We start from the raw sequence: 13,258 nt of genomic DNA on the forward strand, positions 1-13,258 counted from the left end.
TGAAAGTGGGAGGATTGAAGATGACGCTAGATTCCAAAGACGAACGTTCAGGTATGGAAATAGGGATCTATACATTGGGAGATTTAGTTCCGGATGGGGGAACAGGGAAGACAATCAGCGCAAGACAGCGACTTGAAGAAATTATTGAAGCAGCGAAAATGGCTGATGAGGCAGGATTAGATGTAGTTGGCGTTGGTGAGCATCACCGCCTCGACTATGCCGTGTCCGCACCGCCCGTCGTCTTGTCCGCCATTTCACAAGTTACAAAGCGAATTAAACTGGCAAGTGCTACAACTGTCTTAAGCACCGTCGATCCTGTTCGGCTATTTGAGGATTTTGCGACACTTGATCTCCTGTCAAACGGACGGGCCGAAATTATTGCGGGGCGCGGGGCATTTATAGAATCTTTCCCGCTGTTCGGGTATGAGTTAGACGACTATGACCAGCTTTTTGAAGAGAACATCAAGCTCTTTCAGCAGCTGAATGCACAGGAGCGAGTGACCTGGAATGGTCAATTTCGTTCTCCGTTGCAGGATGCGGAAATTGCTCCACGACCTTTACAGGAGAATATTCCATTGTGGGTAGGTGTTGGAGGAACTCCGTCAAGCGCAGCACGAGCAGGAAGATTAGGGACTAATTTAGCAATAGCGATACTTGGAGGCGAACACATTCGGTTTAAGCCGCTTGTAGATATTTACCGACAAGCCGCCAGTCAAGCAGGCCATAATCCTGAGTCGATGAAGGTTGCAGTGACTGGTCATGCATATATTTCGGAAACAACCCAAAAGGCAAAGGATGAGTTCTATCCGTATCATTCTAATTATTGGGGATACTTTAATCGCCAGCGTGGGATGAATACAAGAATGTCCAGAGAAGATTTTGAACAGATGGCCGGACCGGAAACGGCTTTATTTGTTGGCAGCTCCCAGCAGATCATTGAAAAAATCCTCCATCAATACGAACTATATGGACACCAGCGGTTTATCGCCCAAATGGACATCGGCGGAATGCCCTTTAAACAAGTCGCCGAAAGCATCGAGCGATTAGCAACAGAAGTAGCACCAGTCGTAAGGAGGGAAACCAGCAAATAAGAAGGAAATTAGGTGTAAAAATTAGGTGTCAGGCACCGATTGTGGACATTTGTCCACCTGTGGTGGACTGACGTTTTTTTGAAAAGGTCGTTTGCTGGGAAAAAAGACTCGGGGGATGGAGTCCCCTGAGTCTTTGTATTATTACTATTTTTCGGATGTGTCACCTTTATTATTGCTGGTGTTGTTTCCGTCATTTGCTCTTTTGACACCTTTGCTGACATATGGTTTGGCGCTTTTTGCTTTTTTGACACCTGCTTGCCAACGAGTCCAGCCCTTCTTGCCGGTTCCTCTGCCTGTTCCGCCTTTCCCTTTCGCACTACTCATTTAACCACTCCATTATTAATGTACGTTCTTCTAACGTCGTTGGTTAGTTTAACACAGTTCATGGTGATTTGCCCTCAAAAATATTAGTTTGTTGTTAATGATTGAAAAAACCTAAGGCAAATTTAATCCCTTCCTCAATTTCATTTGTTTCATACCCTAATAAGTCCTCATTGGTAACTTCTAACTTGGTTCTTGCTAAGGAATAGCCGCTGTCTAATTCTATATCAAGCAGTACTTCATACCCGTTGGCTGTTTGGGTAATATCAATAATGTCGTATTCGCGGATAGCAGTCCCTGTTTCGTATTCTAAGGGCTCTAATTCTGACATGAAAACACACCTCCAAATTAAATTAGGTCGTAGCTATTATTATTTCCAACCTTGAGATTAAAATCAGGATTAGATTTATTTTCCTTATGCATTTTTAACACTTAAAAGATACAAAACGCTTCGGGATTCCACTATGTTAAAAGGATTTTCTAGAGACAAGGCGAATAATAACTTGTGGTTTATTTTTCCACATGGAGGTAATGGAGTGAATTTGGATACATTATACCTAATAGATCAAAAAGACGGTTTGGGACTGGAGTTTAGTAAATTAGTTTCGATGATGAACGATATTAATCCAATAAAAACCCCTCCGGTTACATTATTTTTAAGGCTGTGATTGTATATGTGTTTAATCGTTTTTGCCTATAGAGTCCATCCGGTCTACAAGCTCCTTGTAGCGGCAAACCGAGATGAATTTTACGGGCGGCCTACTGCGCCTGCTCATTATTGGGAAGACAGACCTGACATCCTTGCCGGTAGAGATTTAGAAAAAATGGGCACTTGGATGGGAGTTACCACATCTGGACGTTTTGCGGCTTTGACCAATTATCGCGACCCAAAGGAAGTAACGGAAGGAAAGCGTTCGAGAGGTGAGTTGGTGGCCGATGCCTTGAAATATAAAGGAAATATAAAGGATTATATGCAAAGTCTTGTAAAGAAAAAGGATCTGTATCCTGGCTATAACTTACTCGCAGGGGATGGAACGGAACTTTATTATTATTCAAATAAAGGGCAGGAGCTTTTGAAGGTGGAGCCTGGTATTTATGGAGTCAGCAACCATTTATTAAATACTGAATGGCCCAAGGTGCAAAAAGGCAAGGAAGGCATGTCCAAAATCATCAACGGGGAACAGGTCGAACTTGTAGAATGGCTATTGAGTCTCCTCCAAAATGCAGATCAAGCTCCAGACGAACTTCTTCCGCACACAGGCGTTTCTTTAGAATGGGAAAGAATGCTTTCGCCGCTGTTTATCAAAAGCGGAAACTACGGGACGAGGAGCTCGACCGTCATGTTGATGTCAGATAAAGAAATTCAATATGTGGAACGAGTCTTCACTAAGGATGGCATAAGTGAGCAGCAATATAAGATTGAAATATAAGAACATGGTGTCAGGCACCACTCGTGGACAAATGTCCACGAACGGTGCCTGACACTCTTTTATTTAAAAAGGAGGCACCCTCTTAAAGGGTGCCTCGCTAATCATGAGAATTCCTTATTAACTAAAGCTTCTGACCAAAGGTTTTTATCGAACTCTGTTTCTTCTCCATAAGAGAGTGTAATCACGGCTGTTTTTGGGAAATCCTTTAATAATTCCTTTAACTCGTTGTCTTTATCAATCATAAAATCAACAACAGGGAAAGCCTTTAATAATTGGGCTAATGATTCAGGAGAGGCAGCTGTTTCATGTGTCGGAAAGGTATGACTGGGAATCACATATTTAACTTTTAATAGGTTTTTTACAGCATAGGCGGCTTCTTTTGGTCCCATTGTAAAATGGCCGCTTGAAGAAAGGATCGCAATTTCCGGCTCATATACATCTTGAATTAACTTTATATCTGACATTAATGCCGTATCACCGGAGTGGTAAAGCGTATAATCGTCATTAAAGTCAAAAATATAACCTGCCGATTCACCGGCATATACTGGTTGGCCTTGGGTTTCACCATAGGAAGAAGTATGTTTTGCCTGTACCATGGTTACATTTACATCCTCAAAGGAAACAGAACCTCCTAAATTAATGGGAAGGACATTTTTAATTCCTTGCTGCAAAAGGATGAGTGCCAGCTCGTATTGTGCCACAATCATAATATCAGGTTTATGTTCAACCAACTTAGGAAGACCGCTTGTATGATCAAAATGACCGTGGGTTAAAAATACACAATCAATAGATTGGTAGAAATCAGCAGTGTTTAATTGCGGAGGAAAGCCAGGATTTAAATCAAAGAACGGATCAATAAGATAATTTTTTCCAACCTTACTTTTTAGAACGTACATGGCATGGCCAAGCCGTAATATTTTCAGAGCAAACACCCCCATAACCTTCAGAATGAGACTCTTTATACCATATTATTTTTTCAAATGAATAATAAGAACCATAATCGGATTATTCATCGGTCGATAAAATTTATGTATAATGTTTTGTGAATCACAAAACATAATTTGAATAGCATTTATTGGTGATACGCAAAAGAAAGCGCTACCAAAAACATTATTAATCAAAAAAATCAGAAATATTTAAATAAATCGAATAATATACTAGACGAATCGAAAAAATTGTACTAAAATAATATTTATCAATTAGTTAAGACAGTAAACAAAAGTATTTTGAATCATAAAAGTTATCAATCTACGCTTTGTTATGTCAGAAAAATCAGAAAAAGAAAGAGGTCATTATAATGAAGAAAAAATGGGCAAAAATGTTTATGGCTTCCACTTTATTAGCTGGAATACTTGCAGGTTGTTCAGGAGCACCAAAAAGTTCAGGCAGTGACAGTAAAACGATTAAAGTTGGAGTTAACTTAGAGCTATCCGGTGGGGTTGCTTCTTACGGGGAGTCACTCGAAAACGGTATCGATATTGCAGTTGATGAGATTAATAAAGCTGGTGGAGTAAAGGGTAAAAAGCTAGAGATTATTAAAGTGGATAACAAGTCCGAAGCAGCAGAAGCTACAAACGGTGCCATTAAATTAACAAGTCAAGACAAAGTTACAGCCATTATTGGAGCGGCAACTAGTGGTGATACGGTGGCACAGGCACAAATCGCAAATGATACAAAAACAATTCTTTTAACTCCATCGGGAACAAGTCCAAACGTAACAGTGGGCGATAATGGAAAATTAAACGAATTCGTCTTCCGTACTTCCTATATTGATCCATTCCAAGGGATCGTTGCTGGGAATTTTGCTGCGAAAAAATTAAATGTAAAAAATGCAGCTATTTTTGCAGACAGTGCTAGTGATTATGCCAAAGGGTTGGCGGCTGCATTTAAAGAGACATATGAAAAGGCTGGCGGTAAAGTGGTTGCCGAAGAGGCATATGTTGCGAAAGATACTGATTTCCGTGCAACGTTAACTCGAATTAAAGCCAAAAATCCAGAATTCATTTTTATTCCTGGATACTATGAAGAAGTTGGTTTAATTGTAAAACAGGCTCGTGAGTTAGGAATCACTGTTCCATTAATGGGTGCAGATGGTTGGGATTCACCGAAGTTAGTGCAATTAGCTGGAGCTGACGCTTTAAATAATACATTTATCACAAACCATTACACATCTGAAGATCCAGATAAAAATATTCAAAAATTCGTAACAACATACAAAGAAAAGTTCAATGGTGAATCACCTAATGCATTTAATGCACTTGGCTATGACACAGTTTATCTATTAGCTGATGCGATTGAGCGTGCTGGCGGTACAGATACGACAAAGATTAAAGAGGCATTAGAAAATACCAAAGATTTTTCTAGGATTACAGGTAAGATCACTATCGATAAAGACCACAATCCAATTAAATCAGCAACTGTTTTAGAATATAAAGACGGTAAGCAAGTGTTTAACACGAAAGTTAATCCATAAAATTGCGAAAAGTGAAATGGAAGGATGGTCCTTCCATTTCACTTTTTTTATTTATATTAATCATGCATACTTTTGTCCGTTTTGTTCTTCGATTACATTCGTATAATGCCAAGTCAGATTTTCAAATATCCGATCCCATTTCTGTGTTAATGCGTAATCTCTTTCGGCGTTTCCCATCTGTTCTCGCAATCCATCATCCGTTAAAATCTGAATAATGGCATCTTTAAACTCCTGAACATTACCTGGTTTACATAAATCACCTGTAATCCCTGCTTTAATTATATTCTTGACACCTCCAGACTTTGCTCCTATAACAGGTGTTCCACTCGCAAGGGACTCTAGAACAACATTTCCAAAGGTCTCAGTAGGTGAGGGAAAAACCAATAGATCAGATGCTGAATAGACTTCGGCTAAACTTTTTCCATATAGGTATCCTGTAAAGGTCATATTAGCTTCAGCTTGGGCTTGCAATTCCTCACGTAAAGGGCCATCACCAACGATTAACCAATGTAATTTTTCACTTATTTCAGCTGGGATTGATTTTGCGACGGCAAATAGTGTTTTGATATCTTTCTCTGGTGCCAATCTGCCAACATAGGTAAGCAGGTATTTTCCTTGTGTACTGTAATGACACTGAACAGCGTTTTTATCATAATAGGGGTGATAAAGCTGGCAATCCACACCTCTAGGCCATAGTTCTAAGTTTGAAAATCCATGGTGCTTAAGCTGTAGGAATGTTTCAGTTGAGGGGACAAAGAGTTTTCTGCATGTTCGATGGAACCAGAGCATGTATTTCCAGTGGATTTTTGAAAGAAAATGAAGGTCATAATAGCGTAAATAATGATCAAAATTGGTGTGATAGGAACCAACAAGGGGAATGTTTAATTTCTTAGAAAAATAAATACCGCAAAGGCCGATATTAAAGGGGGTCGCAACATGAATTATATCAGGAGAGAAGTGTTGTAACTCTGACTTGATTTGAAGAAGGTTTGGAAAAGCTAGGCGGCATTCAGGGTATAAGAAAAAGGAACGGCTTTTAAAAAGATGAATATTCGTAGAACTATAGTCGTTGGAATTTGAATCGGGTGCAAAAATTTTAAAATCAATATTCTGGTCTTCAAAATAGGTAGTCAATCGTTTAAGCGTCCCAGCAACCCCGTTGATGTCTGGATAAAAGGTATCTGTGAAAATAGCAATTTTCATATAATCCCTCCTAATTGTTTCTCTCATATCCACAATAAATAAAAGCATAGGCTCCCAGTGAGGGTCCCTAGAATTCCTCCCGCAATTACATCGGAAGGATAGTGAAGACCTAAGTAAATTCTAGATATGCCTACACATAGCCCTAAAGGGATTAGGACATAAGAAAGTAGAGGTATGAATAAGACGTATGGGGTCACAACAGAAAATATTGCCGTTGTATGCCCTGAAGGAAAAGAATGATCTTGTAATGGGTTAGCAGGAAACTTTGTTTTTTCAATCATTAAATAGGGTCTTTTACGAGGAAATAGCAACTTTACAAGATGTACAGGTATATGACTGGCTGATAAAGCAAGTGCGCTGGCAAAGGCAATCAATCTGATCTCCCTTGGCGAGAGGATTAAGAGAAAAAATGTCGCCGCGATAGTTATTCTAGCTCCACCAAGGTGTGTAACCGTGCGGAAAAAAAGATTTAATAGCTTTTTATCAAAATGGCTGTTTACCTTTTGCAGGACCCTGCATTCAAAACCATAAAATACATGTAGCATTTTTATCATTGTCTATTCCCCTCTGCCTTTGATGCGTTTTTAATTATTTCAGCACTTCGGATGTCCGTTATTATTAGCGGGATTTTCAAGGGTTGATAAATTTTTTCCATTATGATTGCTGCTTCAGGATGATTGGTTCCAATTACGATTAGGTCACCTTGGAAAAAATCTCGGATTGCAGAACCTTCCCGAAAAAACCAGATATTAGCGACCACGTTTGCTTGGAGGTTCGGGGGTTTGCTTCTATTAATAATTTCTTGGATCAGATTGTTTGTACCGACTGGAACCGTGCTTATTGTACATACAGTTACATCATTTTCGATATAGTGAGCAATCGTGTGTGAAACTACATGGATGTATTTTAAATCCCGTGACCCATCAGGCTTTTTGGGTGCTCCGACCGCGATAAGAATAACTTCAGCCTCTGAATAGGCTTGGTGATGGCTCTCTGTAAAATTCAGTTGACCGTTATGGAGGTTTTTTTCTAAAAGAGACTCAAGACCAGGCTCAAAAATCGGAGAACGTCCATTTTGGAGCATGTCAATTTTCTCTTTCTTAATGTCTATACATGTCACCATATGCCCTAATTCTGCTAAGCAAGCACTTGTGACTAGCCCTGCATATCCTGCTCCAGCAACGGTAATTTTCATCCAATCCCTCCAAAGATATTATTTACTTTATTGTATAAGGGAATAGAGAATTTTTTCTTAAGCTGGTGTTAAAAGAATGTAAAGAAATTGTAAGATTCAGCATCTTCGTCATGAATAGAGTGCCTGACACCTGAGAATATTAAGAATCCCTTCATTAGATAAATTCAGAATAGTGTGCTATAATATAATTGGTAGTAGGTACTAATATCAGATATTAAACTAATTGTTTTTACAGATTTTATGAGGGATTTATAAGTGGTCCTATATTTCAAATTTGGAAATAGCGCTTGTCAGGAAACCTAAATAAATTTTTACAACAACGGGGGATTATGATGTTAACGAATGATTTGGACTTTAGGTTAGAGCCTAAACTTATTGATTTATATGAAGAACATAAAAAACGGTCTGAAAAAATAGATTGGGGTTACCATGATTTCCTACCATGGGATAAGGCAATGGATTTTCGACGTGTTCCCTGGGACGAAAGTCAGGTCACACTGCCGCCATCCATTATTACTGCGGTTGAAACCGCCCTTTTAACCGAAGTTAACCTGCCATGGTTTACCTCGCATCTCGATCAAACGTTTAAAGGTTCTTTAACGGTTATTAAAGATTTTGTCCATACTTGGACTGCGGAAGAAGATCAGCATTCAAACTTGATTGAAACGTATTTATTAATTACACGCAATGTAGATCCGAAGCGACTCCACCAATTACACAAACAAACGGTTGAGAATGGCTGGAATCCTGATTACCATACGCCTTTTGAAACCATGGTTTATACCTCGTTACAAGAACTGGCAACCATGGTTTTTTATAATAATGTTGCCAAAGTAGCTGGTTCGCATGATAAGGATTTAGCAAGTTTGCTTCGCCGACTGGCAAAGGATGAAACGTTGCATTATGCCTTTTACAGGGACGTGATTAAATTCCATCTGCAACTAGAACCCAATTACTGTTATCATTTAGGACATGTTATTAAGAATTTTCAAATGCCTGGAACAGTAATGCCTGATTTTGAAGATCGCATGGCCATTATAGCAAAAGAAGCAAACTACGGCCCTTTGGAATATTTTGATCAAGTTTTAGATGTGATTGTTGATTATTGGGAGTTGGAAAAATTAAGACCGATTGCACCAGAAGCAGAAAAAGCTAGACTCGACATTCTAAATTATCACGCCCGGTTGAAAAGAGTAAGAGATCGTTTTTATAAAAATAAATAAGTTACTTCCAAATAAAAAGGGAAAATATTGCCTATTCAATCGAAACTAAAACGCTTGACAATAAAAATAAGATTTATTATTCTTAAGCAATAATAATTTAATGAAAATTTCGTATAACTCCAATGATATGGTTTGGAGGTCTCTACCAGGAACCAATAAATTCCTGATTACGAAGAAGGTACATGGATGTGTATTTTCTTCGTAATCAGGAATTTTTTTTTTACTTTTTTACCAAACAAAAATTAGGAGGGAAAGATCCACATGAATTTCGCAACCTTACCCAAAATTGAACTTCACTGCCATTTAGATGGGAGTCTAAGACCTGAAACAATCATTGATATCGCAAAGAGTGAGAGTATCAGTTTACCCTCTATGAACATAGACGAGATTAAAGGAGAGCTCATTGCTCCATTAGATTGTAAATCCCTTGATGAATATTTAGAGAAATTTTCTATTCCTAATTTAGTTATGCAGTCAGCGGAAAATCTTAGAAGGATTTCCTTTGAACTGTTTGAGGATGCGGCCCGGGAAAATGTAAAATACATGGAAGTAAGATTTGCGCCACTCCTTCATACAGCAGGGGGATTAGACGTTGAAGATATCATTCAAAGCGTCTTAGCTGGAATGAAGGATGCTGAAAAGCAATTTGATATAAAGGGCAACTTGATTCTTTCCTGTATGAGAACGATGTCTGCGGACCGTGCCTTTGAGGTCGTTGAGAAGGGGAAGAAATTCCTTGGAGAAGGTGTAGTGGCCATCGATTTATGTGCATCGGAAGAGGAAGGATTTTGTGGAAGATTCGTAGAACCGATCGCCTTGGCCAGAGAATATGGTTATAGAGTTACGATCCATGCGGGTGAAACAGGCATAGGGAAGAATGTATTAGAGGCAGTTGAACTTTTGGGCGCAGAGAGAATTGGACACGGCGTATTCATAAAGGATTGTGCTGAAGCATACAACATTGTGAAGGAAAAAGATGTCGTCCTTGAAATGTGCCCAACCAGTAATGTGCAAACAAAAGCAGTGAACCAGTTTAGTGAACATCCAATCTATCAGTTTCATAAGGATGGTATCAAGGTAACAGTTAATACGGACAACCGGACCGTTTCAGATACTACAATGGCGAATGAATGTAACATCGTATTTAAAGAATTCAATATAAATGAAAATGACTATAAGCAAATTTACATTAATAGTGTCGAAGCATGCTTTGCCGATTCCGAAACAAAGGAAATGCTAAAAAAATTTATGCCCTGAGAAAAAAGTAGAATGAAAGGTGTCAGGCACCATGTGAATTTTTCACATGGTGCCTGACACCTTTTCTTTTATTTTGAAAAATTTTTAAAAACGGGACAGGCTTTCACCAAGTTTTCACTATTCTTTATTAGACTTCAGGTATCAAGTAGAAAGGAGGAAAGAGAGATGAATACGAAAGTGAAAAAAGGTATTTTCTGGGGCGTGGGAATCGCCGCCATGATTTTGGTGGTCAATGTTCTCCACTATTTATTTGGAGGCCATAGTCATAGTAGTTATGCGAATGGACCGCACGGACATGGCCCTGGACCTGGAGGGGCCATGGGACAACAAGGTGGTTTTGGTTCTCACCAGGTTATGAACGGACCGCACCACGGCGGAGGATTTCCTTGGCTCGGTCTTCTAATTGGACTAGCTGTTTTGGTTCTCTTAGTGAGATGGTTTAGAAAGAAGGCTAAGGCCTCATCGATGAAACAATTTATTAACACACCAGTGGGTTCACATATACCGGTAATAAATCAAAATGCAAGTATTTTAGATACATGGGAAAAAAATTTAACCAATAAAAAGGAGAATGTGTAAAATGGGTATTTTTAAAAGAGTAAAGACGATAACGATGGCAGAAATCAATGGGTTACTAGATGGAATCGAGGATCCAATTTCGATGTTAAATGAATATTCACGAGAAATGGAGCAAGAAATTCTAAAAGGCCAGAATGCCTTGTCTCGTCAAATTTTTGTGGAGAATAAACAAGCTGCTCTCATTTTGGAAACCGAAGGATTGGTAGCAAAGCGTACGCGTCAAGCGAAACTAGCGATTGAACAGGGTGAGGATGGAATCGCGAAGTTAGCGGTGCAAGAGAAACTAGTCCATGAAAAGCAGCTAGACCTATACAAGCAACAAAATGAAGCGGTTAAAGCCCAAACTCAAATTCTTATCGAAAAATTAAATGAGCTGAAAGACACCTATAACCAAATGCAGCATAAGAAAATCCTTTTAGCATCCCGTGCGAATGTGGCGCAGACGATGAAGCAGATTCAAAATGCAACGGTGTCCTTCCAAACTGACAACATTACTAGACGTGTGGCCCGTGCGGAAGAACGGATTTTAATGATGGAAGCAGAGGTACAAGCTGGTCAGCAGTTTTCCGCACCGTTAGCCCAGTATGAAGCGGCGTACAGCAACTTTGTAAACGAAGAAGAATTAAATAAGGAACTTGAAAAGCTAAAAAATGAAAAAGTACTGCAATTAGAAGAAATCGTAAAATAGGACGAGGAAGGAGCACCCATTATTTAGGGTGCTTCATTTTTTTATCATTATCTTTTCTTAAGTAAACTTTAAGGTTGCGATGCTAGATTTGTGTTACTAGAGATGAATAGATTCATCTAAAAATCAATCTCAAAAGGGGTTCATACCATGAATATATTATTAGCAGAAGATGATATACGTCTCGGGGAATTGATCGTTTATATGCTTAAAAAGAAGGGCGGATACCAGGTTGAGTGGGTAGTAGACGGAGAAGATGCCTACTATTACGCCACATCTGCTCACTACGATGTAGTAATCATGGATTGGATGATGCCAAATGGGACGGGTGTAGAAATTTGCAGCCGATTGCGTAAACAGGGTTATTCGGGTGCAATTCTGATGTTAACCGCCAAAGATACCGTTGGTGACCGAATCGAGGGATTAGATTCTGGTGCGGATGATTACCTTGTCAAACCTTTCGAAATTGACGAACTTTTAGCTCGGCTGCGTGCACTTTCCCGCCGGAATTATGCACCCATTTTGGAGGACGAAATCCAAATTCAAGGATTGGTTCTGAATCGGAAGAGCCATATTGTACGTTTGGATCGAGAGGAAATTCAACTAAGCCCTCGTGAATTTCAGTTATTAGATTTAATGGTGAAAAATAAGGGACAGGTCCTGCCGCGCGAGGTAATTCTTGAGCGAATCTGGGGCTTTGATTCAGAGGTAGCCCCTAAAACCATTGATGCGACAGTCAAATTAATCCGAAAGAAACTCCAATCTTTCGGAAAACAAAATTTGCTTCAAAGCATCAGAGGGGTAGGGTATAAGTTTGGTAACTAAATTTAGTTCATTCATACAGACATTCACGAACCTTGGTGAAAAAGATATTTTTAAGAGCACACAAGGCCGATTAACACGCATGTATGGTGGACTGCTCATGCTCTTTCTTGTCCTTTTTATTACGATCGTTTTTATCGTCCTACACGTTGTTATCCTAAACAACCAGGAACGAGAACTTCAATCACTAGTGAATCAGGAAGCAAATTTCATTGAAAGTTATTTATTAAAAAATGAACAGAATGATCTACAAGGAATGGAAGACCAAGAGTTGGTGTTTGCTGGAGTCAATCAGTTCTTTTATTATGTGGTTAATTCTAAAGGAGAAATCATCATGGGGAATGAATCGGATCCCCGCTTGCGCTCTGATTTACTGCAGCTAATAAATGGAAGATTTCAAAACGTAAGAGAAATTCGAAAGGAAACACTGCATGATAAAGGAAATTCAAACGGAAGGGGAATGAAGGGGGGCTTTCATCCGCGTGAGGCACCTAAAGATATTCGGCTAATAATTACAAGTCGAGCCATTTACGAAAAAGGTCAATTCATTGGGCAATTGTACGTGGGAAAAGATATTACATTTACGTATCAGTTATTCCGCTCTCTATTGCTGATTCTGATAGCAATAGGCATATTGTTTTTGGGTATCGCCATCGCCTTATGCGAGAAGCGGATTTGCGTTCTCTCGCTCACCTTAGGATTCTCTCCTCGCCTACCTGTGTCGGTTTGCGGTACGGGCACCTTTTATCTCGCTAGAGGCTTTTCTTGGCAGTGTGGAATCAGGAACTTCGGTACTAAATTTCCCTCGCTATCACAGCTCAGCCTTATGCGAGAAGCGGATTTGCCTACTTCTCAGCCTAACTGCTTAGACGCGCATATCCAACAGCGCGCTTACCCTATCCTCCTGCGTCCCCCCATTGCTCAAACGATAAAGAGGTGGTACAGGAATATCAACCTGTTGTCCATCGCCTACGCCTTT

General features: G+C 39.5%; 15 protein-coding genes, 1 rRNA gene and 1 riboswitch. Of the genes, 9 read left to right on the plus strand and 7 right to left on the minus strand.

Translation table 11 applies throughout. From position 1 onward, the window contains the following. Positions 1-20: 20 nt before the first annotated feature. On the plus strand, positions 21-1,091 hold the full coding sequence (locus tag J7E63_RS09970; protein WP_215011528.1) for an LLM class flavin-dependent oxidoreductase: 1,071 nt from the start codon (positions 21-23) through the stop codon (positions 1,089-1,091). 144 nt (positions 1,092-1,235) lie between these two features. Here J7E63_RS09970 and J7E63_RS09975 read toward each other — a convergent pair whose 3' ends face one another. Both J7E63_RS09975 and J7E63_RS09980 read right to left on the minus strand, forming a co-directional pair. Then, on the minus strand, positions 1,236-1,415 hold the full coding sequence (locus tag J7E63_RS09975; RefSeq protein WP_168241740.1) for a DUF3934 family protein: 180 nt from the start codon (positions 1,413-1,415) through the stop codon (positions 1,236-1,238). A 94-nt stretch (positions 1,416-1,509) separates the two neighbouring features. Then, complete coding sequence (locus J7E63_RS09980; RefSeq protein ID WP_215011530.1) at positions 1,510-1,743, minus strand: hypothetical protein; 234 nt, start codon at positions 1,741-1,743, stop codon at positions 1,510-1,512. A gap of 205 nt (positions 1,744-1,948) precedes the next feature. Here J7E63_RS09980 and J7E63_RS30090 point away from each other — a divergent pair, with 205 nt between their 5' ends. Next, complete coding sequence (locus J7E63_RS30090) at positions 1,949-2,080, plus strand: hypothetical protein (protein ID WP_285289926.1); 132 nt, start codon at positions 1,949-1,951, stop codon at positions 2,078-2,080. 6 nt (positions 2,081-2,086) lie between these two features. After that, positions 2,087-2,842, plus strand: a complete 756-nt coding sequence (locus J7E63_RS09985; RefSeq protein WP_215011532.1) for an NRDE family protein — start codon at positions 2,087-2,089, stop codon at positions 2,840-2,842. Between the two features lie 101 nt (positions 2,843-2,943). Here the strand turns inward: J7E63_RS09985 and J7E63_RS09990 are convergent, their stop codons facing one another. Then, positions 2,944-3,774 (minus strand): metal-dependent hydrolase, encoded by an 831-nt coding sequence (locus J7E63_RS09990; RefSeq protein ID WP_215011535.1) that lies wholly within the window; start codon positions 3,772-3,774, stop codon positions 2,944-2,946. 365 nt (positions 3,775-4,139) lie between these two features. Here J7E63_RS09990 and J7E63_RS09995 point away from each other — a divergent pair, with 365 nt between their 5' ends. Beyond that, complete coding sequence (locus J7E63_RS09995) at positions 4,140-5,315, plus strand: ABC transporter substrate-binding protein (protein ID WP_215011537.1); 1,176 nt, start codon at positions 4,140-4,142, stop codon at positions 5,313-5,315. 60 nt (positions 5,316-5,375) lie between these two features. Here the strand turns inward: J7E63_RS09995 and J7E63_RS10000 are convergent, their stop codons facing one another. Genes J7E63_RS10000 through J7E63_RS10010 form a run of 3 tightly spaced genes read right to left on the minus strand, consistent with a single transcriptional unit; the run spans position 5,376 to position 7,713 of the window. Continuing rightward, positions 5,376-6,518 (minus strand): glycosyltransferase family 4 protein, encoded by a 1,143-nt coding sequence (locus J7E63_RS10000; RefSeq protein WP_215011539.1) that lies wholly within the window; start codon positions 6,516-6,518, stop codon positions 5,376-5,378. A gap of 23 nt (positions 6,519-6,541) precedes the next feature. Then, the gene (locus J7E63_RS10005) at positions 6,542-7,063 is read right to left on the minus strand and encodes a phosphatase PAP2 family protein (protein ID WP_251033469.1); all 522 of its coding nucleotides are present in this window, start codon (positions 7,061-7,063) and stop codon (positions 6,542-6,544) included. Positions 7,064-7,068: 5 nt separating this feature from the next. After that, positions 7,069-7,713, minus strand: coding sequence for a hypothetical protein (locus J7E63_RS10010; RefSeq protein ID WP_215011543.1), 645 nt, complete (start codon positions 7,711-7,713; stop codon positions 7,069-7,071). A gap of 332 nt (positions 7,714-8,045) precedes the next feature. On the opposite strand from J7E63_RS10010, the gene J7E63_RS10015 reads away from it, so the two are divergent. From J7E63_RS10015 to J7E63_RS10035, 5 genes are all read left to right on the plus strand, one after another. After that, on the plus strand, positions 8,046-8,936 hold the full coding sequence (locus J7E63_RS10015; protein ID WP_168245907.1) for an acyl-ACP desaturase: 891 nt from the start codon (positions 8,046-8,048) through the stop codon (positions 8,934-8,936). Between the two features lie 89 nt (positions 8,937-9,025). Further along, positions 9,026-9,126: riboswitch (purine riboswitch) on the plus strand. A 71-nt stretch (positions 9,127-9,197) separates the two neighbouring features. Continuing rightward, positions 9,198-10,193, plus strand: coding sequence for an adenosine deaminase (gene add / locus J7E63_RS10020; protein WP_215011545.1), 996 nt, complete (start codon positions 9,198-9,200; stop codon positions 10,191-10,193). Positions 10,194-10,358: 165 nt separating this feature from the next. Further along, complete coding sequence (locus tag J7E63_RS10025; protein ID WP_215011547.1) at positions 10,359-10,772, plus strand: hypothetical protein; 414 nt, start codon at positions 10,359-10,361, stop codon at positions 10,770-10,772. 1 nt (position 10,773) lies between these two features. Further along, positions 10,774-11,460 (plus strand): PspA/IM30 family protein, encoded by a 687-nt coding sequence (locus J7E63_RS10030; protein ID WP_215011549.1) that lies wholly within the window; start codon positions 10,774-10,776, stop codon positions 11,458-11,460. Positions 11,461-11,607: 147 nt separating this feature from the next. Continuing rightward, complete coding sequence (locus J7E63_RS10035; RefSeq protein WP_215011551.1) at positions 11,608-12,282, plus strand: response regulator transcription factor; 675 nt, start codon at positions 11,608-11,610, stop codon at positions 12,280-12,282. A gap of 660 nt (positions 12,283-12,942) precedes the next feature. Here J7E63_RS10035 and J7E63_RS10040 read toward each other — a convergent pair. Continuing rightward, positions 12,943-13,258 (minus strand): 23S ribosomal RNA (locus tag J7E63_RS10040); the annotation flags it as partial.

The organism is Bacillus sp. ISL-75 (assembly GCF_018613095.1).